This is a genomic window from Pseudomonas sp. LBUM1679, from assembly GCF_059695565.1.
In genome coordinates this window covers 3,521,257-3,545,105 of the sequence record NZ_CP166774.1, presented here as the reverse complement: position 1 = coordinate 3,545,105, position 23,849 = coordinate 3,521,257, and the positions used below count along the sequence as shown (strand labels likewise).

The window sequence follows — 23,849 nt, the reverse complement described above, 5'->3', positions numbered from 1 at the left end:
TGGACAAGCGATCAGCTGTGATAAATGCAGTGATTCGAATACCCACTATTTCGAACGTGAATAAAGCTTTGTACCAAGCAAAGCGCCATTGCGTTTGCAATGGACGGGGCGGACTGGCACTTGTTAGGCTTGGGGTCATGCAACGGCCATTTCAAAGCGGTGCAGACCCAAGGCGGGCAAAGATTTTCAGCCCTTGACGAGCGCGCAATCTGCACGAGGCGGTATGGAATTACGTGAATTGGATCTCAATCTGCTGTTGGTGTTTAACCAGCTGCTGATTGACCGCAGGGTGTCGACGGCAGCGGATAACCTGGAGCTGACTCAGCCCGCAGTCAGTAATGCACTGAAGCGACTGCGCGTCGCGTTGAACGACGAGCTTTTTGTTCGCACTTATCAAGGAATGGAACCCACGCCTTATGCCCGCCAGTTGGCTGATCCGGTTGCACTGGCCATTCAGACCCTGCGTGATGCACTGAGCCGACAGGACACGTTTGACCCGCTCAACTGCAATCGCCGGTTCACGATGGCGATGACCGATATCGGTGAAATCTATTTCATGCCGCGGTTGATGGATGCCCTGGCTGAGCGCGCCCCGGGGTGCTCGATCAGCACACTGCGCAACACCTCCAATACCTTGGCTGAAGGGTTGCAGAACGGTGCGATCGACCTCGCCGTTGGACTGCTGCCGCACCTGCAAGCCGGATTTTTTCAGCAGCGCCTGTTTCACCATCGCTATGTCTGCATGTGCCGCAAGGACCACCCCGCGACCAGGGAACCGTTAACGCTGGAGCGTTTTTGCAGTTATGACCACGTTCGCGTCGTCGCAGCGAACACCGGGCATGGCGAAGTCGATACGTTTCTGGCACGGGCCGGCATCGAGCGAAACATACGCCTTGAGGTTCCCCACTTCGTCGCCGTCGGCCACATTCTTCAAAGCACCGACTTGATGGCAACCGTCCCGGAACGATTCGCCAGCAGCTGCGAACAACCCTTCGGGCTCGCGGTGCTACCGACGCCAGTTGAGCTGCCAAACATCGAAATAAACCTGTTCTGGCATGCTCGCTATAACAAGGATCCAGCCAATCGTTGGCTTCGCCAGCTGATGTTTGAGCTGTTTTCCGATTAACTCACCTGAGCGAATTCGACTGCGACGCCACAGCAGGATTCTTCAACACCTCGGCATAAACGTTCAATACTCCTGCCGGCTCTCACTCCATGCTCGAACCTCAAAACAAAAAAAAATAATGAGGAGATGGTAATGGCACACCCAGACATCCGTAATCTTGTGGTTTCAGACGGCCCTGCTGCAGCGCTCTACCAGCCCGGGCGGATCGGCACCCTGCAATTGCGTAACCGCTTTGTGCAAGCGCCGATCTTCACTCAGTTCGCCAGTACCTTCGGAGAGGTTGACGACAAGCTGATCGAATACCATCGGGCCCGCGCCCGTGGAGGGGTTGGTCTGATCATCACCGAGAACACCTCTATCGATTGGGAAGTCGGGCGCACGGCCGGCCACCCGATGCGGATCGACCATGACAGGTTTATTGGCGGACTCAGCAATCTGGTTGACGCCGTCCACGGCGAAGGCGCAAAAATTGCGGTTCAACTGCACCACACCGGGCGCCAGAACTCCCAGGGTAATACGGAACGTAACGAACCGCCGCTCGCGCCGACAGCAGGCATCACCAGCGCGTTCGGCACCCCGCCGCGAGCAATCGAAGAACATGAAATTCCCGGGCTGATCGACCAATACGTCCAAGGTGCCCGGCGTGCGGTGGCAGCCGGCTTTGATGCCGTTGAGTTGCACGGTGCGCATGGCTATTTACTCGGTCAGTTTCTCTCACCTTTCACAAACAAACGCACCGACAACTGGGGCGGACCTTTGGAAAATCGTGCCCGTTTCGCGCTCGAAGTGGTGCGCGGGATTCGCCAACAGGTCGGTGCCGACTTTCCGATCCTGTATCGCCTCAGCGTGATGGAGCCATACGAGGGTGGCCTCTCATTGGAAGATGGCCTGGCCTTTTGCGAAATGCTCGAGCCTTACGTTGACGCCTTGGATGTCAGTGCCGGGAACTACGACACTGCAATGACGTTGCTGCCCATGGTTGCGCCAGGATCGCTAATCGATTACGCCAAGCTGGTGAAAAAGCGTGTCTCGATCCCGGTGATCGGAGTCGGTCGTCTTACTTGGCTGTTCGACGAGATGGCGCAAGCAGTGTCTGACGGCGAACTCGACTTTGTGGCCTTGGGTCGATCCGGGCTTGCGGACCCCGAAACAGTTAACAAGACACGACGCGGACAACCGCAGAGTGTCCGCCGATGCCTTGCGGTCAATGAGTGCATCTCACGGTGGATGTTCAACGGCAAGGGCACGCAGTGCGTGATAAATCCTACCCTCGGACAGGAACGCCGTGCGAGTGACGCTCGCCGCCCTGCTTCCAGGCAGCAGCGAGTACTGATCGTCGGTGGTGGGCCTTCCGGCTGTGAGGCCGCGATCCTGGCCGCTGAGCGAGGTCACCGTGTGCGGCTGGTCGAGCGATCGGATCGCATCGGCGGCCAACTCCATGCCTGGGCAGCTGCGAGCCCGTTTCGTATGGAGGTCAAAAACATGATCCAGTTTTACGAGAGCGAACTCGAGCGCGTGGGCGTCGAAGTACACCTCAATACCGATGCAACTGACTTCGACTTGACCCCGTGGGACACCGTACTGCTGGCGACCGGTACCGTTGCGCAGGATCACGGTCCGGATGTGGCCGACCTGCTGGCAAACGGGGACCTGCCTGCCGCTGACGAACTCACCGTCTTTGGTGAAACCGAGACTGCAATGTTTGCCGCCCTATGGATGGCCGAGCAAGGTAAAAAGGTCAGCCTTGTTTCACCCGCTGGAGTGGGTGTCGATACCAATGATATGCAGCGCGACCATCTCACCGGCCTTCTAAAGAGCCTGGACGTATCGATCAGTACAGCAGGCGCGGCGCCCGGTGACGGCTACGTGGTGATGGCGACTGCGCGCCATGCCTCGACTGTCCTGCAGGCGTGCGTCGATGACATTCGCGTCCATAGCATCGGAACGAGGTCCCGTGGCGGGCGGATGTATGAGGCAACCCAGTCCGGATATTGGGCGGCAGCGAAAATAGGAGAGTTGTCATGAACGTTCGCGCGATCGAACACGTAGGCATTACCGTTCCGGATATGGAAGCGGCGACCCGATTCTTCGTCGATGCCTTTGGCGCCGAGACGCTTTACGACATGCTCGACGCGCCCTTGGGGGGGCCTGCGGTTGAGGTGGGACTCGGCATCGCACACGGTGCTGTGATTACCGCAATCCGCATGCTTCGCCTCGGCAACGGCCCCAACCTGGAGTTGTTTTCGTACACTGGGGTGCAGCAGTCGCAGCCTGTGGTTCCCAGCGATTTGGGTATTCAGCACATATGCATCTACGTTGACGATATCGACGACGCCGCCAATCGCCTGGAGAAGGCTGGCGGCGTTCTGCTCAGCCGTCCTGGCGACCTCCCGGGTGGCGACGCAGGGGAAGGTAATCGCTACGTCTACACCCGCACGCCCTGGGGGAGCACGATAGAACTGGTGACTTACCCATCGGCGCAGGCCTATGAGCGTCACACTCATCTGCGCCGATGGCGACCGGCTTCGACCGATCCGAGTGACCACGAAATCCAGGTGAAGTAAGGAAAGGCTTGTCAGACGAACGGATGAAAATTCCCCGATCGATGGCAAGCCCGTTTTGCTTAAAAACTTGAAGGACGTGTTAGTTTTTTCAATGTGACAACGCTGCGCCATCAACACCCCCAAAAATGCTGAATGCTGGAAAAAACTCCACTACCAACACAAATAAAAAGGGAGTTCTGATGAGTGCCATCCTGCTAACGCCAGAAAAAATGCTGGACGTTATCCCTGGTGAAGTAACGTTCAAAGGTACCGTCGACACGGCGCCAGATACCGGCATGTCGATCCGGGGCTATCGCTTTGACAAAACCGAAGTCAGCATCCCCTGCATGCGCGATTACGAATTGGTGAGGTGGAAATCGGGAACATCCAATCTTGGTTTCCATGATGGCAAGCAATGGCAAAAATGGTCCGTTGGCGATGACGACGTGACCATTTTGACTCGAGGCGAATCATCCAGGTGGTACTGGATGAACGATATCGAGGTCAGTCATATCTACATTTCGCAAGCGATGATGACGAAGGTCGCCAACGAAGTTTTTCAGCAGGATGTGGAGGGTGTTTTTGTCGATCACTGCCCCATGGTCAACGACGCGAAACTATCCAGGCTCATGGCAACCTATGAAATGGAATGCTTGAGTGGCGAGCCGGGCAGCAGCATCTTCGCCCAGACGCTGGAAATACAGATATGCGTTCATCTGCTGCGCCAGTATGTGCGGTGTGACCTGAGAGACAGCGAGCACGCGTCTCGCCTGACGAACATCAAACGCGACCAGCTTCAGCAATTCATCGATTCACACCTGTCCTGCTCCATTTCGGTAAAAGACATGGCCGCCATCGTCGACTTGAGCCCGTCGTACTTTGTGCGTGTGTTCGGGGCTGTGTACGGGGTCTCGCCCCATCAATACGTTCAGTCGCGTCGCTTGAAAAAGGCCGAGCGGATCTTGTCCACGGTGCGCGATGTTCCGTTGAAAGCTGTCGCCATGGACTGCGGGTTCTCGGACCAGAGCCACATGACCCGACTGTTCCAGGAAAAACTGTCCATGACACCCAAGCAGTACCGCGAGAAAAACGTGTCCAGGCTTTTTTGCTCCTCGGCCTTGCAGTAACGTGCAGCACCTTCGTCGCACTGCAAGGACCTGTCCGTAAGTGAAATTCCATCAAATCAAGGCACTGGTAGCTATCCACCAAACCGGAAGCATCAGTGAAGCCTCCCAAATATTGCATGTCACTCAGCCAGCCATCAGCCGATCAATCAAAGACCTGGAGAGCGAACTGGGCCTGGCTTTGCTGCAGCGCTCTCACAGGGGAATGTCGCTCACCGATGAAGGCCGGCGCATCATTCGCCATGCACAGTTGACCGTCGAGAGCATGCGACGCCTGCAACTGGAGGCGGAAAACATCAGGGATATGCAAGTCGGTGAGGTCACCGTCGGTGTCACTTCCCTGACATCTGTGCTCAAGGGGCTGGGAGAATGCATCGCTGGTTTCCAGACGAAGAATCCGCGTATTCGCATCCGCCTGGTGGACCTTCGTCCCAACCAGATGCTACAGCGCCTGCGGGACGGTACGCTGGATTTCGCTATCACCTCGCAACAGCATACGCAGAGACTTAACCTGGATTGGGAAGCGTTGAGCCGCATGAAGGGAGTGGTGGTCTGTCGAAAAAACAATCCTCTGCGCCACTCCCGCTCACTGCGTCAGTTGCAGTTTGCGAACTGGATCAGCCTCGATGCCATCGACGATCACTCGTCTCAGTTCTATCAAATGTTCGAAGACAACGAGATTCCTCCACCGCAGCGGATCACCGAGTGTTCATCGGTATTGCTGGCGCTTGATCTATTGCACCACGCCGATGCATTCATGACGCTCAGCGAAGCCGGAATGGAAAATACGCTACCCAAGGCGCTCAATGAAGACCTGATACAGGTCAAGATCGAAGAAATCATTCCTGAGTATCCCATCTACCTGGTGTGTATTGATCGCAACGCTCTGACAACGACGGCTCGCGACCTTTACTACGCGATCAAGGGCGTGATCTCAGTGAATCAGTCAATGGACTCCTCGCGCTAACGCATACTCGACAAACTTAAGAAAAATGCAACGATATGCCTAATGGTTAAGTCTGGCTGGTTTCCGGGGGCCAGCGACCATAGCCTCGCGATTATTGGCCTGAAACCTTGCAATTGCCCGCTCCGCAACCTGATACGACGACCGAGTCACTGTCATCAAACAGTGCGTGTGATCGATAATCGGGCAATATCTCACCGAATTGACAACCTCTTCCGCTTGGGCGGCCAAGCATCATAACTAACGGTTAATCATCGAACAAAAGCGCAAGTGCGCAGTGGCAGTGTTTGCCGGATATTCGGGCAACAATAAAACTGTCACAGGAAAAATCGATGACTACTCTGCATGCGCCCCCTCTCCCCTGCACCGCTGCTCCACCCGTGAACGGTTCCAGGAAAGCCACAGTGGCTTGCGCTCTAGGCAATGCCCTGGAGATGTATGACTTCACGATTTACAGTTTCTTCGCGGTCGTGATTGCAAAGAATTTCTTTCCTGCACAGTCGGCAACGGCATCGCTACTGATGTCTTTGGCCACCTTTGGCGTGGGTTTCCTCATGCGCCCGGTGGGTGCTGTGGTGATCGGACGCTTTGCCGATCGACGTGGCCGCAAATCTGCATTGAGCCTCACCATCAGCCTGATGACAGTCGGCACTGCGATGATTGCCTTCGCGCCGTCGTATCAGGACATTGGCTTGTTCGGCACATTGATGCTGGTGGCTGGCCGCCTCATGCAGGGCTTTTCTGCGGGAGGTGAAGTCGGGACCGCGTCGGTGTATCTGATGGAGTCCAGTGCCACGACAAACCGCTGTCGTAACGTCAGCTGGCAGGCAGCCAGCCAAGGCTACGCGGCCATGGTCGGTGCCGGACTCGGTTTACTGCTGAACAACACGTTGAGTGCCGAGGACCTTGAAAACTGGGGCTGGCGCATTCCCTTTTTACTGGGGCTGCTCATCGGCCCGCTAGGCTGGTACATCCGTCGCTTCCTGCCGGAAACCCACGAAGCCCAACCGACCAGACGCGACGGTCGGCTGCGCGACCACATCGACCTGCGCCACACCCTGCTGGCGATCGGCCTGATGGCCAGCGCCACCATTGGCATATACCTGTTTATTTTCTACATGCCCGCCTACCTGACGGTCACCCTGGGCTACCCGCAAACTAGTGCCTTGGTTATCGCCTGTGTTGCAAGTGCCTGCCTGGCTGTCATCACGCCACTGGCCGGGCGCTTTGCCGATCGCCATCGCCTGCGCAAGAAGCTGCTGGTCTGGACGATAACCCTGCCCGTGCTACTGGCGTGGCCAGCCTTCTACTTGCTCAGCTTGAGCACCAATTTGTTTGTGGCGATGTTCGTCATTGCGATTCTGGTACTGCCAGGCTGCATCGGTTCGGGGGCGTTCTTCGCCCTGATCATGGAAGCCTTTCCAAAAAATCGCCGTGCTCTGGGCACCGCGGTCAGCTACAGCTTCGGCGTCACCTTGTTCGGGGGTTTCTCCCCGTTGATCGCCACGTGGCTCACGGCGGCCCTGGATACCCCCCAGGCGCCAGCTCTGTACCTGCTCGCCGGCGGCGCCATCAGTTTGGCCTGCCTGGCTGTATTCCCCGAAAACCCTGGTCGGGAGTGACCTGATGAATGCATTGACCCAAACCGTTGGCGCAATGGGCCTGGACACGTTTATCCAGCTGCGCCGGGACATCCACCAGAATCCTGAACTGGGCGCGCATACCCCGCTGACCGCCGAGTTGGTGGCCAGCAAGCTCGAAAGTTGGGGCTACGAAGTTCATCGAGGTATCGGCGGACATGGCGTGGTCGGCGTACTGCGTCGAGGCAGCGGCACTTGCCGCTTGGGCCTGCGTGCCGACATGGATGCCTTGCCAATGCAGGAGAATAACCGCTTCGACCACGCCAGCCGGATCGAGGGCCGCATGCACGCCTGCGGCCACGACGGCCACACTGCCATCCTGTTGGCAGCCGCGTGGCGAATCGCTCAGTCGTCCGACCTCAATGGCACGCTTAATCTGATATTCCAACCAGACGAGGAAGGTCTGGGTGGAGCCAAGGCCATGATGGACGACGGCCTTTTCAAACGTTTTCCTTGTGACGCGATCTTTGCCTTGCACAACTTGCCTGGAATACCGCTAGGCACCGCGGTGGTCCAGGCCGGTCCGACCATGGCCTCTTCTGAATGCGTGCGGGTGTTGATCAAAGGTCGCGGCGGTCATGGCGCAATGCCCGAACGCGCTGTTGATCCGATACCGGTGCTGGCCAGCATGATCAACGCGATCCAGACAGTGAAGTCGCGCAATCTGTGCGTTGATGAGCACGCAGTGATCAGCATCGGTATGGTCGAAGCTGGCAGTGTCTACAACATCATTCCCGACACGGCATCGATGTTGATCAGCGTGCGTACCGACACAGCGCAGACCGAAGGCAAAATCAATCAGCGCCTGGCGGAAATCGCCCAGGGCCATGAATACACATTTGGCGTCAAAATCGAACTAGAAACCACGCAACTGGCGCCAGCGCTAGTCAATACGGCGACGCAAACAGAGATGCTTCGCCAGAGCCTGGCGCCGCTGTTCAAGCCCGGACAATTGTTGCCACACGCGGCGAAGATCATGGCGACAGAAGACTTCGCCTGGATGCTGACCGAAGTGCCCGGCTGCTACTTCTTTCTGGGTAATGGTGAAGGCGAGTTTCATGGCTGCTCAGTGCATAACCCCCACTACGACTTCAATGACGAGCTGATTCGCATCGGCTCCGACTGCTGGGTGAAACTTGTGAAGGATTATCTCAACTGAGGTTGCAGGCTTGGGTTTACATCTTCATCGATGCTTAATGACTTCAAAGTGCTCGAGGCGCTGAACCGGCACCCCAATAGCTGAACGACCACCATCAGGCCCCTGCGGCCTGATGGGCAAGTCGGGCCACGCCCTGCCCGCGTAAAAACTCCATAACGATGACTCGGCGACTTACTTTCTTATCTGCCCTAAAAACAACAACAGGCAAAGTCTATGTATCGCACTAGTAATTTGGCGTTACTCACCGTCGGCTCGCTGGCGGCCGCAGTTTGTACTTTCCAGGTCCATGCCCAAGAACAAGGTTTTCTGCAAAACAGCTCACTGACGGTAAATACCCGTCAGTGGTACTCAAACGAGGTCGGCCACAAGGCCACTTATTTCAAACTGCAAACGCCCGACGGGGTCCGCATGCTGCGTGACCGCACCGCCTGGCTGGAAGGCATCAGGCTCGACTTCGTCTCCGGTTTTACTGAAGGACCGGTAAAGTTTGGGTTGGATCTTTCGACTTTCTCGGCAGTGGCGCTGGAGCGCAGCCGGACAGCGGCGGCAGGCGGCAGTAATCGAATGTTGGTGGACAAGGACGGCGATGTGGTCGACGACTGGAGCAAACTCGGTATCGCAGCGCTGAAGTTCAAAGTGGACGACACACTGCTCAAGGTTGGCAGGCATCAAGTCAGGACGCCGATGATGTCCTACACCGACACCCGTACCCTGCCTTCATCGTTCGATGGAGTGTCCCTGGAAAGTCATGACATCGAAGGCTTGACGATCAAGTCTGGCTATTTCGACAAGGGTTCGCCGCGCACCGGAGCCGGGAGCCAGGACTTGACTCCCACATATGGTTCACCGCTGGTCACCAGTGACTTCAACGCTTACGCCGGGGCCGACTATGTGTCGAGCGCTGGGTGGCGCAGCAGCGCCTACGTCTCTCGCTTCGACGATATCTGGGATCGCGAGTATCTGGGCCTGGGCAGGAAAACCAACTGGGGGCCGGTCAACGTTGACCTGCAACTGGATGCCTATAACACCCGGTCCAGTGGTCGCGAAATCGGCGGAAGAATTGACCAGCAGGCCTACGGCCTGAGTATCATGCAGCAATGGCGCAACCACTCACTGAAGATCGGCCTGCAGCAAATCAAGGGTGATGAATATTTCGATTATCCCTTCGAATCCAATGCCATCAACCTGCCCAATACCATGATGTCCTTCTTCAACGGCCCCAATGAACGCTCGGTCGGGGTGTTCTACACCAACGATTGGGTCGCTTATGGGCTACCGGGTCTCAAGACTACGCTCTGGTACATCAAGGGCATGGGCATCGACGGCAGTCATTACGACGGTGGCCCGAACGGCATCTACAACTCGGTACTCAGGCAGCGAGGGGAAAGCCATTATGAAGTGGGCGTCAATGCGAGCTACACCGTGCAATCGGGCACCTTGAAGAACATCAGTTTGATCACCAGCTATTCCTCGCACCGTGCCAGTGAATATCAACTGGAAGGCAATCTTGATGAACTCAGGCTCATTATCAACGTACCGATCAAGGTGTTCTAGGCGAACACGTGGCATGTCGGCCCGGTGTAAGGGTGAACGGTGAAATAACCGCAAGGCACACATCCGTCTTGCGGCACATCCACCTGGAGGTTTATTCGACGTGTTCGAACTCGTCTTTTTCGCCTTTGTCCGGAACGGACAGAGGGGTGCCTTCGACACCCGAATAAGTCACTATCACGACAACTGCCTGATCGCCGGTTACGCCGCGATGGCTGGCGCCTACCGACTCAGCGAATGCCTGCCCGGCGCCCACCTTATGCCTTGTTCCCGTTAGCCTGTCCTCGATCGTCAGTTCCCCCGAGACCACGTAGGCCGCGTTCGGAACGGGATGATGATGCCAAGGCAATGCCGTGTGGGGAGGTATGGTTATTTCCAGTATCGTGAGTTGCGGCTGACCTTTAGGATAGGGTTCATAGGGCGTCCCATCCCACGAGACGCTCTCCTTCAATGCAACTCTCGCCTTGATATCAGGTTTGTCCGCGGCGAGTGCAACGTTGGCGAGAGTGGTCGCAAGGACAAGCAGGTTTGCGCAAATCTTGAGTACCTTCATGACTTCCTCATAATTGTTATTGTTTTGAGAGACCAGTTTTAGAGGGTTCAACGACTAGTGTATTGAATAATACTGCGCACCTTTTGAACGTATCGTCTGATTCGCTGCCCCGGCAACTCTGATCTGCTGGGTGCGATGGACATGCACTTTTTCATGTAAAGAAGCAGGGAAAGCTACCTTTCAGAGATGTTTCTTCAGGTGTTTGCGAGACCGTAAGCCCGGGGAAATTCGGCCCCCCGGTGTGCAACATACACCGGGGGAGCAAAGGTTCTTCAGGGACGAGTACCCACCTCAGCTTCTTGCGCTGTCCACGGCTTCACTTGCTTGCTGAGTGTCAGGCCCAAACCGGGACGTGTGGGGACAAACATGCGTCCGTCGCGGGTTTCCAGGCGCTCGTTGAAGAGCGGCTCAAGCCATTCGAAGTGTTCGACCCACGGTTCAGTCGGGTAAGCCGCCGCCAAGTGAACGTGTAACTCCATGGCAAAATGCGGGGCCAACATAAGTCCCGCTTGCTCGGCCATTGATGCGACCTTCAGGTAGGGGGTGATACCGCCTACTCGTGGCGCATCGGGCATCAGAAAGTCAGCGCCGCGCTGCTTGATAAACTCGGCGTGCTCGGCAACGCTGGTAAGCATTTCGCCAGTGGCAATCGGCGTATCGAATTGTTGTGCCAAAGCGGCGTGGCCTTCAGCGTCATAGCAATCCAGCGGCTCCTCAATCCAGATCAAGTTGTACTCTTCGAATTGGCGGCACATGCGCTGGGCTGTCGGGCGATCCCATTGCTGGTTGGCATCAACCATCAGAGGAAAGTTGTCGCCCAAGTGCTTGCGCACCGTACTGACACGTTCAATATCGATGGCACAATCAGGCTGCCCTACTTTCAGCTTGATACCACCAATGCCCTTTTCTCGGGACAGGTCGGTGTTCTTCATTAGTTGGTCAAGCGGGGTGTGCAGGAAACCACCTGAAGTGTTGTAGCAACGCACCGAATCACGTTGAGCGCCGAGCAACCGGGCTAGTGACAAATTGGCGCGCTTGGCTTTCAAATCCCACAGCGCCACGTCGAAGGCACCAATGGCCTGAGTCGACATGCCGCTGCGGCCTACGGACGCGCCGGCCCAACACAGCTTGGTCCAAAGCTTGGAAATGTCACTCGGATTCTCGCCAATCAGCGCCGGGGCGATTTCCTTTGCGTGTGCAAATTGGCCCGGCCCGCCCGCACGCTTGGAATAGCTGAAACCAAGGCCACGGTGACCATCGATGGTTTCGATCTCCGCGAACAGGATGGCGATCTCGGTCATCGGCTTTTGCCGTCCCGTTAGCACCTTGGCATCGCTGATCGGATTGGCCAGAGGCAGGATTACCGAGGAGACCCGAACCCAGGCAATGCGATCATCGTCGGAGGATTTGATAGATTCTTGTTGTGCGAGCATGGAGCTCTCCTTAACAGTGATGAGGTCTTGATAGAGATCAGGTACGAGGGTGGGACAATTTGCTGTTAACCGGAACGCCTTCGGCAGGCTTGACCGGCAGCTCTTCAAAATCATCTAGTTGCAGGCGCTTTAGTGGCCCGACGATGAACAGGTAAGAAAAAGCGCCCAGCAAACCCATACCCGCGACGTACATCAGTGCAACATCGAAGGATCCCAGCTGGTTGATCATTACGCCGATGGCGATAGGCGTAACAATGCTGGCGAGGTTGCCGCAGAAGTTGAACATGGCGCCGCTGACTCCCATGGCCCGTGCCGGGGACACGTCACCGACGATGCACCAGCCCAGGTTGCCCACACCTTTGGCAAAGAAGGCGACGGACATCACCAAAATGACCAAAGTGATCGACTGGGTGTAGTTGGCGACCATGATGCTGCTGGAGAGCAACAAGCCACAGATGATGGGGGTCTTGCGCGCCGCGGTGAGGCTGAAGCCTTTGCGTAGCATCCAATCCGACCAGACGCCGCCGATCATGCCGCCCAAGCACCCGGCGATGGGTGGAATGGCCGCGACCAGCCCGACCTTCAGCATGGTCATGCCCTTGGCTTCGATCAGGTAAGTCGGGAACCAGGTCAAGAAGAACCAGGTGATGGATGTCAGGCAAAACTGCCCAAGATAGATGCCTGCCATCATGCGATTGCCACCGATGGCCTTCATGCGCTTCCAACTAAATGGCGTCTTAACGTCACCGATGGTTGGCAAGCCACCTCCGGCTTCGATGTAGTCGAGTTCAGCCTGGTTGGCGCGCTTGTCTTTGCGCGGCTCCTGAACCATCCGGAACCACAGGAAACCAATCAGGATACCGGCGCCACCTGTAACCCAAAACACGTGCTGCCAACCCCAGGTGCTGACCAGCCAGACCATCAAGGGAGTGAAGGCCGCCAGTGCAAAATACTGAGCGGACTGGAACACCGCCGTGGCCAAACCACGTTCGTGGCGCGGGAACCACATAACGGTCAAGCGGTTATTGGCGGGAAACGCAGGTGCTTCCGCAACGCCCATCATGAAGCGCAAAACAAACAGCGCGAGAAAGGCCGAACTGAACAGGTCAACGTAGCCTTGCAGGAACGTAAAAACCGACCAGATGATGAGGCTCATCCCGAGGACGACGCGAGAGCCAAATCGATCGAGGATAATGCCGCCAGGCAGTTGCATGGAGGTGTACGCCCAGCCGAATGCCGAGAAGGCAATGCCCATGGTCATGGCATCGAAGCCAAGATCTGTGCGCATGCTGGGGGCGGCAATGGACAGCGTCGCCCGGTCAACGTAGTTGAACACTGTGACGATGAAGATCATCACGAGGATGAGATAGCGGACATTTGTCTTCGCTACCGATTGCGCAGGGTTGATCACTATTATTTTCCTTATTGTGAATACAGCATTGAATCCGTGTGGCCCTTACAGCTCCTAATTGCGGCGTGATCAAGCAATGATTGCGCAATCATCCGATGTTTTAAAAAAGACCCCGTCGAGAGGGCCTTTGAACCGATACTACACTGATTGCGCAATCATTCAACAGTACATTCTTCTGTAAAGATGATTTTCAGGTCAGGTACTGGCGCGGTCGATGAGGGTGAAGCCTGTGTCGATTCGCACAGGATGATGACTGGTACTTGGGTATTCAAAACGCTCAAGCAGTGCCTGAGCCACTTGCAGGCCAATGTTTTTGCCATCGACGCTGACGGTCGACAAAGATGGATAAACTTGTGCCGCGCTGCTCAAATCCCCGAAACCCATGACGGCGAGGTCAGAGGGCACATTCATCGCTCGGCTGGCGGCTTCTGCCAAAACGCCTTGTGCCACTGTGTCAGAGCTGCACACCACGATGTCGGGTCGAACTGGTTGCTCCAAAAGCCGTCGAAGCCCTTCCCTGCCTACCTCGAGCGTGGCTGGCGGCGCCAACACTTCCATGGGGACTTCTTCGATGCCCTGGCGCTTCAACTCCGCGATAAGGCTGTTGCAACGGCGCAGCCCGCGAGGGTCACTGATCGTCACCACCGAGAAACGCTTGTAGCCCTTTTTCAACAAATGCCGTGCGGTCTCCTCCCCCACTTTTTCATGAGAGAAACCGACCAGCATATCCAAAGGAGCCTCGCTCAAGTCCCACGCCTCAACGACTGGGATACCCGCCTGAGCGAGGCGTAACCGACTTGATTCGGTGTGGAGTGTGCCAGTCAAAACAATCCCGTCCGGACGCCGACCAAGTACAGCTTCAAGCAGGTTTTCTTCCTGCTCGGCCGAGTAGCCTGTAAGACCTAGCAGGGTTTGGTAGCCGGCTTGGGTCAGGCGGTCCATCAGTGATTGCACCGTGTCTGCGAAAATCGAGTTCGCGATAGTCGGGAGGAAAATCGCTACCAAACGGCTTTTATTACTCGCCAATCCCCCGGCCAGCATGTTCGGTACGTATCCAGTCTTACGCACGGCTTCACGAACTTTTTCCCGAGTATCCTCGTTAACCAATTCCGGTCGATGCAATGCCCGGGAAACGGTCATCGGCGAAACACCCGCAACCTTAGCAACATCGATCAAGGTCAGGCTGGAACCCTTCTTGGCTGCTGTGATCGATGTGTCGGTGGAGGGAGCCGCTGATTTCTTTGCCATGAAGATTTCCGATTTTAAAGCTCAGTATCTGAAGCTGCGCGCCAAGCAGTCCGTTTGTCAGCCGAATCTACCAAAGACCAGCACAACATTCACGATACTTGATTTAGCCCAATCGGATGGAGGCAACTGGCGACTGGATTGACGCCGTGGGAAAACCCCTGTGGGTATTCCTCTGTATGAGGTGGGAGATGTTACCCACGGGCAGATCAAAAGGTTTCATGTTCGGTGTCTGCCCTCATGCATCTGACCACGTGCATGAAGGCAGCCCTCCCTCGAAATATCAGCCCGCCTTTTCGCGGCCATCGAAGCGCTCAGGTCAATACGTAGCAAACACCACACCCACCTGCTCGGCATACTTCAACCAGGCCTCCTTCAGTCGCTGTACCGTTTGCGGCTGGGAAGCCGCCAGGTCTGTGGTTTCCCCACGGTCTTGCGCCACGTCGAACAATTGCCATTGCAGTGGCTGCGCGTTGTCGCCAAAGCCCGCCTGGGGTCGCATGCCCAACAGCTTGAGGTTGCCCTCGCGGTAATAGGCATTGCCGAACAGCTCCCCGGCCAGGCTACCGTCGCTGTGCGGGCTGCCTTTGCCGGCGAGCATCGGCAGCATTGATTTACCGGTAATCGGGTGTTTGCTCGTGTCTGTTGGCGCTTCGGTGGGCATCGCGATTCCCGCCAATTCCAGAAAGGTCGGCGCCAGGTCATCTACTCGGGCAATGCCGCGTTCCACACCCTGACGACGCTGTGTCTTGGGCATCTGGATAATCGCCGGCACGCTGATACCGCCTTCTGCGGTGGTGCCTTTGAACAAGTGGAACGGGGCAGCGCTGACTTCGGCCCAGCGCAACCCGTAGTCGATCTGTGAACCCTTCTGACCCAGGTTGGCATAGCTGTTGTCGGTGTGCGCACCCGGCGGATAGAACTGGGCGTGGTTCTCCCCCGCCGCGCCGTTATCCGACATAAACACAATCAGCGTGTTGTCGTACTGCCCGCTCTGACGCAGGTAATCGATCAGTCGACCAATGTTATGGTCGAAGTTATCGACCATGGCCGCGTAGATTTCCATCTTTCGCGCCTCGATACGCTGCTGCTCGGGACTCAACTGGGCCCATCCCGGCAGCTTTGGATTCACCGGCAGCGGTTTCGCAGGCTCGGCGTCGTCGGCCATGAGGCCAAGTCTTTTCATCCGCTCGATTCGCGCCAGACGCACGCTGTCATAACCTTGATCAAACCGCCCCTGGTACTTGTCCAGGTACTCCTTGGGGGCTTGCAGCGGCCAATGGGGCGAGGTAAATGCGGCGTAGGCAAAAAATGGCTTGCCGTCCTTTTTGCTGGTTTGCAGATAGCTGATCAACTTGTCGGTGTAGAAATCCGAGGAGTAAAAGTTCTCTGGCAGCTCTACGACTTTGCCGTTTTCCCGGTAGTGCACCTGTTCGATCTTTGCCGGGTCGGCACTGGAGGGTTTGAAGTGCGATGCGCCGCCCTCCACCAAGGTGAAAGATTGCTCGAACCCCCGTTGATCCGGTCCTTGATCCGCTTCCAGGCCCAAGTGCCATTTACCGACCATGAGCGTGCTATAACCACCCTGTTTCAACAGTTCGGCAATCGAGTAGGAATGTTGGTTCAGATACCCCTCATACCCCGGTTTGCCCCGCTGAAAGGGCTGCAAGGCTTCCGCCATGGTGCCGAGTCCGGCGAGGTGGTTGTCAGTGCCGGACATCAACATCGAGCGCGTAATCGAACAGGTCGGCGCAGCGTACATGTTGGTGAACTGCAGGCCAGCCCTGGCCAATTGATCCAGGCTGGGTGTGCTGATTTCTCCGCCATAGCTGCCCAGGTCGGAATAACCCAGGTCATCGGCTACGATCAGCAAAATATTGGGTTGCGCTGAGTCAGCGCTGGCCGCCAGCACCAGGCTGCTACTTAGTATCAGCGCGGTTATCAGTAACGTTTGAGGCAGACGCAAAAGAGGCATGTGTTCTCTCTTATTGTGTTCTATCGGAAGGTTTTCTGTTTGGTGGCGCGGCTTACTCTTCGAATATCGCCACCGCGCGAACAAACCCCGCCGACGCATGTTTGATCTTGTAGGGGAAACACGACACCACAAACCCACTGGCCGGCAGGGCTTCAAGATTGGCGAGCTTTTCCATTTGCCCATAACCGATATCGCGCCCGGCCTTGTGCCCTTCCCAGATGATCGAGGCATCGCCGTTAGCAGCAAAACGCTCACGGGTGTACTTGAAAGGCGCATCCCAACTCCAGGCGTCGGTCCCGACGACCCGCACGCCACGTTCCAGCAAATACATCGTGGCTTCTCGACCGATTCCGACGCCGGCATCCAGATACCCCGGCTGCCCGAACAATGCACCGGCACGGGTGTTGATCAGCACGATATCCAGCGGCTGCAACTCATGGCCAATACGCGCCAGCTCCGCTTCGATCTCGTCGGCCGTTACCACATGACCGTCCGCCATGTACCGAAAGTCCAGTTTCACCCCCGGCTGCAGGCACCAATCCAGCGGCAACTCGTCGATGCCAAACGCTGGCTGGCCGCCGTCGGTGGTCGAGGCGTAATGCCACGGTGCATCCATGTGTGTTCCGCTGTGGGTAGTGATGTGCAGCCGCTCGGCCGCCCAGGATTCGTTGCCCGGCATCTGATCGAGTTGCAACCCCGGGAACATCGCCGCCATCTCGGGCCAGCCTTGCTGGTGATCCATGTAGTCAATCGTGGGCAACAACGGTGGTGGATCGGTGTACGGGTTGTTGTCGAGGGTGACCGAGAGGTCCACGAGACGTCGTTTAGGCTTGGGTGGCTGTGACATGAAAGGTCTCTCCGTTCAGAGGTAAATGTCGGGGGGGCGCGGGGCTCAGGGCATTGCGAACCAGCGTGGCGGCCGTACGGTCATGGCTGAAACCGGCTGCACGGGCCTGGGGGGTTTTCAGGGGCGGCATTCGTCCGAACAACGCTTCCAGGTTGGCATCGGGCGCGTAACTGATCAGACCACGGCGCTCCTGCCCATAGCGCTCGACCAATGCGTCAACCACCTGACTTATGGACAAATGCAGCACCGGCAATTGCCACACTCGTTGGGCCCCGAGCAAGGCGCCATCCAGCTCGGCGGCGTGGATCAGGTTGTTCACACAGCAGCGGGCCGACATCCACCAGGCCGTCGCCTCTGCAGAGACCGGGCAGCGATAGGATTCACCTTCGGCAAACGCCCGCATCAGGTCGCTCATGAACGCTGAACGCAAGCCATTGGGCTCACGGGGCCGAGCGACGATGCCCGGCAGACGCAACACGCGACCATCTACGTCTCCCCTGCGGGCAAGGTCGCTCACAGCGTTCTCCACCATGGCTTTGTGCGTGCCATAGGACAATTCGGGCCGCAACTCAGCGGCCTCGCTCATTCGCGCCGGCAGGTGCCCGCCGTATACCGCGACGCTGCTGGCGTACACCAGCACCGGCGGCCGGGTTTTGTTACGCAGTTGGTTGAGTAACTCCAGGCTGGCCAGCAGATTGACCTGGTAACCGAGTTCGTACTGCTCTTCTGCCGCGCCTCCGGGAATACTGACCAGATGGAACACCACGTCGATGCCGTCGGCCAATACCCGACGCATCAAGGCCGGATCGGTCACGCTGCCGAAATGACGGCGCAGACGGGCGTCATCCGGCAAGCCCTGCAAGTCTCTATCCAGTACCAGCAACGAACCAATGGACTGGCCCCGCAAGCTGCCGCGTGCCAGCAGGCATCGCACCAATTCACGGCCTACAAATCCATTGGCACCGGTAATCAACACGCGCATATGCCGCTCCTCAGCCCTGGGCCTTGACGACACGCTGGTCGATCGCGCCGAACAATGACTTGCCATCGCCCGCCAGAACATCCATGCGCACCCGATCGCCAAAGCGCATGAAACCGGTTTGCGCGGCGCCCTGCTCGATCATCTCGATGGCGCGGCGTTCGGCAATGCAGGCCGAACCGACACCGCGCTCGGCATTCGATACCGTACCGGAACCGATCAGCGTGCCAGCGCGCAGCCTGCGGGTCAGCGCGGCATGGGCGATCAACTCGCCAAAACCGAAGTCCATCTGCCCACCGTGGGGATGGCCAAACCATTGGCCGTTCCACTGCACCTGCAGGGGTAAATGCACGCGCCCGTCGCGCCAGGCATCGCCCAGTTCATCTGGTGTGATGGCCAGCGGCGCGAAGCTGGATGAGGGTTTAGCCTGCAGAAAACCGAAGCCGGTGCGCATTTCCCGTGGGGCCAGGGCCCGCAGGCTGACGTCGTTGATCTGCACAATCAGCTTGATGTGCTGCAACGCCTGCTCGGCCCCGCATCCCATCGGCACATCATCCACCAGCACCCCAAATTCACCTTCGAAGTCGATCCCCTGGCTTTCGCTCGGCAGCGCAATGTCGTCGCGCCCGCCGATAAAATCGTCGCCGGCGCCCTGGTACATCAGCGGGGTATGTTCGGCACCGTCGATAGGGTCGAGGTTGAACGCCTTCTGCATCAGCGCGCCATGGCTCAGGAACGCCGACCCGTCGCACCACTGGTAAGCGCGGGGCAACGGCGCCATGGCCTGGATTGGGTCGAAGGCCGCTGCATGGCTCACATCGCCGGCGTCGAGCTGGCTGGCCAGCGCCTGCAACTGCGGTTCGACCGTGCTCCAGTTTTCGATCGCCTGTTGCAAGGTCAGCGCCACGGCGCCGGCGTCTAGCGCCCACGCTAGGTCTCGTGAGACCACCACCAGCCGACCATCACGGCTGCCGTTTTTCAAGGTGGCAAGTTTCATGTCGATGCTCCCTGGCGAGTGTCCATCCCGGCAGCAAAGCGCCCGTCGAGAAGAATGAAGACCATGCGTGCCATGGCTTCGGTGCGGTTGCTCCAGGCGTGATTGGTGCCGCGTTGCACCACCACGTCGCCGCGCTTGAGGTGCACTTCTTCCTCATCCAGCACCAGCCACACCTCGCCCTCGGTGACGATTCCGTAGTCAAGAGTTTCGGTACGGTGCATCAGTTTGTGCCGGGCGTTGGCCTGGCCGGTGCCGGCACGGGACTCGCCGATTTCAGCAAATGCCGCTGCAGCGTTTTCATCGCTGACCTGGTTCTGGACGCTGTCCGGTGGGATGTCCACCACGCGAATCACGCTGCCTTGGGGGCCGGGGCTGAGTTGCAACGGTTTCGTCGTGGGATCGTCAGCGTTGTCCAGCAACGCCGGGCTGGCGCCGCTGTTCCATAGCTCATAAAACACCGTGCCAGGTACAGCCAGCAGAGGAAAGACATTGGGCGGCGGCCCGTTGCTCGCCACAATGGCCTGGCCTTGCGCATCGTGGCCGGTGACCACTCGTTTGAAGGTTGGAAGCGCTTGCATGGAACATCCTCGTTTAATTGCCATTGCCGATGGTGTCGCGACCATCCATATCCGCGGTGGCCAAAAGGCCAGCCAGCCTGGGGATCGTCAGACAGAACATGGCCACCGCTATTTGCAGCCAACCGACCGTGGCTAATGCCTGGGGTAATGCCGTGGTGACGCCCGCGGTGATGCCGAGGATCGCCAACGGGCTGATGAATTCGCCGGCGAAAATGGCCGCGGTAAAGCACCCCGCTGCCCGCCCACGCTGATGAAAATCGACCTGCGCCATGATCCAGGTGATGAGGGTCGGCAACATCAAGCCGATCCCCAGGCCATTGACCAACACGGCCACCACCACCTGTGCATGGCTGCCGGCGCTCGCCATCAGCAAGCCGCCGACACCCGCCAGCACATAGGCAATCATCAACAGGTGCTGGCTGCGCAGGCCACTGAACAAACGAAAACTCAGGGCTCCGACCAGCACGCCCAGTTGATTGGCACCCATGGTCATGCCGATTTGCTGCGGGGCATCCACCTGCAGCAGATTGAGCAGATAACCGGCCTGCACCGGCACGATGAACAGACTCAGCCCTGCCAACAGCGCCAGCGCATACATGGGCGTGAGGGCACGCCATGGAAACTTGCCCGCTGGTGCGGATGGAGACGCTGGCTCGTTACGTGCTCGAGGTTGCGGTTCCCAGAGTTTCCAGGCCATCAGCGGCAAAAAAATCAACCCCACGGCGTACAGCGCAAACGGTGTGCGCCAATCGTCCTGCCCGAGGAAACCACCCAGCGCGATAAACACCGCGGCGGACAGTGACGTGGCGACCATCTGCAAGGCGAACAGGCGTTCGCGCCTGGCACCGCTGTAGTAGTCACCCATCAAGGTGGTGCAGCAGGTCATGATGCCCGCCTCGGCCAGACCGATTCCCGCACGGCTGGCGACGATGGCGGACAGCGAGTCGAGCCACAGCGGCAGCACGCCGCACAGCACATACAACAGCATGCTCGCCAACAGTAGCGGCTTGCGCCCGAGGCGGTCAGCGATCAGTCCGGCGAACGGCGCCAATAAGGCAATCACCAACGCCGGCAGGGTCAGCACGATGGGGACCAGCACCGCGCTGCCCGCCACGTCGGCGAAGTGCGCCTGCATCCGCGGCAGCACCGGGGCCAGCAACACCGCCCCCAATACCGGCAGACAGCTGCCCAGTAGCAACAACAGCGATTGCATCATGCCAGCCTGTCGACCGGGGTTTTCTACAAAGGATTTATTGACCATGGCAGTTCTCGGGGGTGCGCAGGTGATGGACGCCGGCAACAGCCGCAGTAGGAGGCGCCACGTTGAATGCACTCACGGGCACCACGGCGCCGGACACCTGGCTGCGCGCGGGTAACAGGAAGTACGCCAGCGCCGGCAGCAACACCAGGGCGCCGACCATGTTCCAGACGAACATGAAGGCCAGCAGCACGCCCATGTCGGCCTGGAATTTGATCGGTGAAAAAATCCAGGTCGCCACACCAATGGCCAGAGTGATGCCAGTCAGCATCACCACCTTGCCGGTGGAGACCAGGGCACGGTAGTAGGCCTCGGACAGGCTCGCGCCCTGGCGAAGATGACCGAGCAAAATGCTCATCACGTACAACGCGTAGTCGACACCGATGCCGACCCCCAGCGCGATCACCGGCAGCGTGGCGACCTTCACGCCAATGTTCAGCCAGACCATCAGCGCCTCGCAGAGGATCGAAGTCAGCATCAGCGGGATCACCGCGCACAGCGTCGCGCGCCAGGAACGGAAGGTGATCAGACACAGCACAATCACCGCGCCGTAGACCCAGAACAGCATCTCTCGGTTGGCCTGCTTGACCACGATATTGGTCGCCGCTTCGATACCTGCATTACCTGCGGCCAGCAGGAACTGCACTTCATCGGTGTTATTGGCGGCGGCAAACTTTTCCACATGCTCGACCAGGCGAGTCAGCGTTTCGGCTTTGTGATCGGTGAGGTATGCATACAGGGTCAGCAGGCTGCAGTCTTCGTTATACAAACCCCGCGGCGCGCTGGCGGTGATCATGTTGAGCATCGCCTGGTTGTTCTGCAGCTCGTACCACTTCGGGCTGCCTTCACTCAGGCCCACCAGCATGCGGCGGTTGAGCAGTGCCAGCGAATTGGTCGAGTCCACACCCGGCAACGCGCGCAATTGCCAGTCCAAGGCGTCGACTTTGGCAAGGATGTCGTACCGCGCACAACCGCCAGCCGGGGTTTTCACCATCACCGCAAACAGGTCGCTGCTGGCGCCGTAATGACGGGTGAGAAAGGCATCGTCCTGGTTGTAGCGCGAGTCCGCCCGCAACTCCGGTGCGCCGGCGTCGAGGTCGCCGATCTTCAGTTGCAGGCTGACCACAAAGCCGACCGCCGCCAATGCGAGGCTGATGGCAATGCACAGGCTGGCCCAACGGCGCCGGGTAAACAAATCGAGAAAACGCCAGAAGGCATGGCGTCGCTGACCGGCCTGTTCGGTTTGTTCACTCTTGAGGCTCAACTGCGCCGCTTGCGGTGTCACGCCGACATAGGACAGCAGCACGGGCAGCAGGATCAGGTTAGTGAAGATCAGCACCGCCACGCCAATGCTGGCGATCACGGCAAGGTCTTGAATGACCTGGATTTCGATCAACATCAGCACCGCAAACCCCACGGCGTCACACAGCAGCGCGGTCAATCCGGCCAGGAACAGGCGCCGGAAGGTGAACCGTGCGGCGACCACCCGGTGCATGCCCCGGCCAATGTCTTGCATGATCCCGTTCATTTTCTGCGCGCCATGGCTCATGCCAATGGCGAACACCAGAAACGGCACCAGCACCGAATACGGGTCCAGCTGGTAGTTCAACAAAGGCAGTAAGCCCAACTGCCAGACCACCGCCACCAGCGAACAAAACACCACCAGCAGGGTGCTGCGCAGACAGCGGGTGTACCAGAACAGCACGGCGGTGGTGATCAGGATCGCCACGGCAAAGAACAGCAGGATCTGTTTCAAACCGGCAATCAGGTCGCCGACTTTCTTCGCGAAACCGGTGATGTGAATGTCGATCCTGTCGCTTTGATAAGTGCTGCGCAGCGTTTCCAGTTGATCGGACAGGGTCGAATAATTCAGCGGCTGACCATCGGTCGTGTTGGCCAACAACGGCACGTAGATGATGCTGGAGGCCTGATCGAAGGCCACCAACTGGCCCAGTTCGTTGGAGCGCTGCACATTTCGCCGCAACGCTTCGAGGTTGGCTTGAGTGCCGCTGTAATCATCGGGAATGACCGGACCGCCGTCGAGGCCGTCTTCGGTCACGGCGACCCAACGGGTGGCCGGCGTCCACAACGACTTCATGTACGCACGGTCGACACCCGGCAGCAGGTAGAGCTTGTCGCTCATGGCCTGCAGGGTTTTCAGGTACTCGGCGTCGTAGATATCGCCCTGCCGGTTGGCCACGACAATGCGCAGGGCATTGCCCAGCCCGCTGAGCTGCTTCTGGTGCTCAAGGTAATTGGCGATGTAGGGCTGCCGGGTCGGGATCATCTTTTCGAAGCTGGCGTTCAGCTCAATTCGCGTTGCCTGGTAACCCAGCACCAGGGTCGTCAGCACGCACACCAGCAGTACCCACAGCCGATGGTTGAACAGTGTGCGTTCCACCACCGAGCCGGAACGCGGGTCGAAATTCGCCAGGCTGGCCGTGGCGTTGTCGAATGACTTCATAA

19 protein-coding genes are annotated in these 23,849 nt (G+C 58.1%); 8 read left to right on the top strand and 11 right to left on the bottom strand.

The annotated features are described in order from the left end of the window. The first annotated feature begins 223 nt into the window (after positions 1-223). The 8 genes from ACA062_RS16160 (at position 224) to ACA062_RS16125 (ending at position 10,110) form a co-directional block, all read left to right on the top strand. A complete protein-coding gene (locus ACA062_RS16160) occupies positions 224-1,126 on the top strand; it encodes a LysR family transcriptional regulator (protein WP_497457433.1) in 903 nt (300 codons plus the stop codon). A gap of 132 nt (positions 1,127-1,258) precedes the next feature. Next, positions 1,259-3,151, top strand: a complete 1,893-nt coding sequence (locus tag ACA062_RS16155; RefSeq protein ID WP_497457284.1) for an oxidoreductase — start codon at positions 1,259-1,261, stop codon at positions 3,149-3,151. Beyond that, on the top strand, positions 3,148-3,690 hold the full coding sequence (locus tag ACA062_RS16150) for a VOC family protein (protein WP_497457283.1): 543 nt from the start codon (positions 3,148-3,150) through the stop codon (positions 3,688-3,690). Before ACA062_RS16155 ends, ACA062_RS16150 begins: the two co-directional genes overlap by 4 nt. A gap of 179 nt (positions 3,691-3,869) precedes the next feature. Then, the gene (locus ACA062_RS16145; protein WP_497457282.1) at positions 3,870-4,796 is read left to right on the top strand and encodes a helix-turn-helix domain-containing protein; all 927 of its coding nucleotides are present in this window, start codon (positions 3,870-3,872) and stop codon (positions 4,794-4,796) included. Between the two features lie 40 nt (positions 4,797-4,836). Beyond that, positions 4,837-5,760: a LysR family transcriptional regulator gene (locus tag ACA062_RS16140; RefSeq protein ID WP_497457281.1), complete on the top strand. Its 924-nt coding sequence runs from the start codon at positions 4,837-4,839 to the stop codon at positions 5,758-5,760. Positions 5,761-6,089: 329 nt separating this feature from the next. Further along, complete coding sequence (locus ACA062_RS16135) at positions 6,090-7,379, top strand: MFS transporter (RefSeq protein ID WP_497457280.1); 1,290 nt, start codon at positions 6,090-6,092, stop codon at positions 7,377-7,379. Positions 7,380-7,383: 4 nt separating this feature from the next. Then, a complete protein-coding gene (locus tag ACA062_RS16130) occupies positions 7,384-8,556 on the top strand; it encodes an amidohydrolase (protein WP_497457279.1) in 1,173 nt (390 codons plus the stop codon). 213 nt (positions 8,557-8,769) lie between these two features. Further along, positions 8,770-10,110: an OprD family outer membrane porin gene (locus ACA062_RS16125; protein WP_497457278.1), complete on the top strand. Its 1,341-nt coding sequence runs from the start codon at positions 8,770-8,772 to the stop codon at positions 10,108-10,110. Positions 10,111-10,201: 91 nt separating this feature from the next. On the opposite strand, the gene ACA062_RS16120 is transcribed toward ACA062_RS16125, so the two are convergent. The 11 genes from ACA062_RS16120 to ACA062_RS16070 form a co-directional block, all read right to left on the bottom strand. After that, on the bottom strand, positions 10,202-10,660 hold the full coding sequence (locus ACA062_RS16120) for a cupin domain-containing protein (protein WP_497457277.1): 459 nt from the start codon (positions 10,658-10,660) through the stop codon (positions 10,202-10,204). A 272-nt stretch (positions 10,661-10,932) separates the two neighbouring features. After that, positions 10,933-12,093 (bottom strand): L-talarate/galactarate dehydratase, encoded by a 1,161-nt coding sequence (locus ACA062_RS16115; RefSeq protein WP_497457276.1) that lies wholly within the window; start codon positions 12,091-12,093, stop codon positions 10,933-10,935. Positions 12,094-12,130: 37 nt separating this feature from the next. Then, a complete protein-coding gene (locus ACA062_RS16110) occupies positions 12,131-13,447 on the bottom strand; it encodes an MFS transporter (protein ID WP_497457432.1) in 1,317 nt (438 codons plus the stop codon). A 252-nt stretch (positions 13,448-13,699) separates the two neighbouring features. Then, the gene (locus ACA062_RS16105) at positions 13,700-14,752 is read right to left on the bottom strand and encodes a LacI family DNA-binding transcriptional regulator (RefSeq protein WP_497457275.1); all 1,053 of its coding nucleotides are present in this window, start codon (positions 14,750-14,752) and stop codon (positions 13,700-13,702) included. 316 nt (positions 14,753-15,068) lie between these two features. Beyond that, positions 15,069-16,724 (bottom strand): arylsulfatase, encoded by a 1,656-nt coding sequence (locus ACA062_RS16100; protein ID WP_497457274.1) that lies wholly within the window; start codon positions 16,722-16,724, stop codon positions 15,069-15,071. Positions 16,725-16,776: 52 nt separating this feature from the next. Next, positions 16,777-17,571, bottom strand: a complete 795-nt coding sequence (locus ACA062_RS16095) for a cyclase family protein (protein ID WP_497457273.1) — start codon at positions 17,569-17,571, stop codon at positions 16,777-16,779. Beyond that, entirely contained in the window at positions 17,549-18,553 is a 1,005-nt protein-coding gene (locus ACA062_RS16090; protein ID WP_497457272.1) for an NAD-dependent epimerase/dehydratase family protein, read from the bottom strand. The genes ACA062_RS16095 and ACA062_RS16090 overlap by 23 nt, the downstream gene beginning before the upstream one ends. Positions 18,554-18,563: 10 nt before the next feature. Then, the gene (locus tag ACA062_RS16085; protein ID WP_497457271.1) at positions 18,564-19,547 is read right to left on the bottom strand and encodes a fumarylacetoacetate hydrolase family protein; all 984 of its coding nucleotides are present in this window, start codon (positions 19,545-19,547) and stop codon (positions 18,564-18,566) included. Then, complete coding sequence (locus ACA062_RS16080) at positions 19,544-20,125, bottom strand: cupin domain-containing protein (RefSeq protein WP_497457270.1); 582 nt, start codon at positions 20,123-20,125, stop codon at positions 19,544-19,546. Before ACA062_RS16080 ends, ACA062_RS16085 begins: the two co-directional genes overlap by 4 nt. Positions 20,126-20,138: 13 nt before the next feature. Continuing rightward, positions 20,139-21,386 carry an MFS transporter gene (locus tag ACA062_RS16075; protein WP_497457269.1) on the bottom strand — a complete coding sequence of 416 codons (1,248 nt, stop codon included), beginning with the start codon at positions 21,384-21,386 and terminating at the stop codon, positions 20,139-20,141. Then, entirely contained in the window at positions 21,376-23,847 is a 2,472-nt protein-coding gene (locus tag ACA062_RS16070) for an efflux RND transporter permease subunit (RefSeq protein WP_497457268.1), read from the bottom strand. Before ACA062_RS16070 ends, ACA062_RS16075 begins: the two co-directional genes overlap by 11 nt. Positions 23,848-23,849 lie beyond the last annotated feature (2 nt).

Coding starts and splice junctions, on each gene's coding strand:
- ACA062_RS16110 (WP_497457432.1), bottom strand. CDS start 13,447: ATGATCTTCATCGTCACAGTGTTCAACTACGTTGACCGGGCGACGCTG.
- ACA062_RS16130 (WP_497457279.1), top strand. CDS start 7,384: ATGAATGCATTGACCCAAACCGTTGGCGCAATGGGCCTGGACACGTTT.
- ACA062_RS16095 (WP_497457273.1), bottom strand. CDS start 17,571: ATGTCACAGCCACCCAAGCCTAAACGACGTCTCGTGGACCTCTCGGTC.
- ACA062_RS16100 (WP_497457274.1), bottom strand. CDS start 16,724: ATGCCTCTTTTGCGTCTGCCTCAAACGTTACTGATAACCGCGCTGATA.
- ACA062_RS16160 (WP_497457433.1), top strand. CDS start 224: ATGGAATTACGTGAATTGGATCTCAATCTGCTGTTGGTGTTTAACCAG.
- ACA062_RS16120 (WP_497457277.1), bottom strand. CDS start 10,660: ATGAAGGTACTCAAGATTTGCGCAAACCTGCTTGTCCTTGCGACCACT.
- ACA062_RS16105 (WP_497457275.1), bottom strand. CDS start 14,752: ATGGCAAAGAAATCAGCGGCTCCCTCCACCGACACATCGATCACAGCA.
- ACA062_RS16155 (WP_497457284.1), top strand. CDS start 1,259: ATGGCACACCCAGACATCCGTAATCTTGTGGTTTCAGACGGCCCTGCT.
- ACA062_RS16115 (WP_497457276.1), bottom strand. CDS start 12,093: ATGCTCGCACAACAAGAATCTATCAAATCCTCCGACGATGATCGCATT.
- ACA062_RS16125 (WP_497457278.1), top strand. CDS start 8,770: ATGTATCGCACTAGTAATTTGGCGTTACTCACCGTCGGCTCGCTGGCG.
- ACA062_RS16085 (WP_497457271.1), bottom strand. CDS start 19,547: ATGAAACTTGCCACCTTGAAAAACGGCAGCCGTGATGGTCGGCTGGTG.
- ACA062_RS16080 (WP_497457270.1), bottom strand. CDS start 20,125: ATGCAAGCGCTTCCAACCTTCAAACGAGTGGTCACCGGCCACGATGCG.
- ACA062_RS16150 (WP_497457283.1), top strand. CDS start 3,148: ATGAACGTTCGCGCGATCGAACACGTAGGCATTACCGTTCCGGATATG.
- ACA062_RS16090 (WP_497457272.1), bottom strand. CDS start 18,553: ATGCGCGTGTTGATTACCGGTGCCAATGGATTTGTAGGCCGTGAATTG.
- ACA062_RS16135 (WP_497457280.1), top strand. CDS start 6,090: ATGACTACTCTGCATGCGCCCCCTCTCCCCTGCACCGCTGCTCCACCC.
- ACA062_RS16075 (WP_497457269.1), bottom strand. CDS start 21,386: ATGGTCAATAAATCCTTTGTAGAAAACCCCGGTCGACAGGCTGGCATG.
- ACA062_RS16145 (WP_497457282.1), top strand. CDS start 3,870: ATGAGTGCCATCCTGCTAACGCCAGAAAAAATGCTGGACGTTATCCCT.
- ACA062_RS16070 (WP_497457268.1), bottom strand. CDS start 23,847: ATGAAGTCATTCGACAACGCCACGGCCAGCCTGGCGAATTTCGACCCG.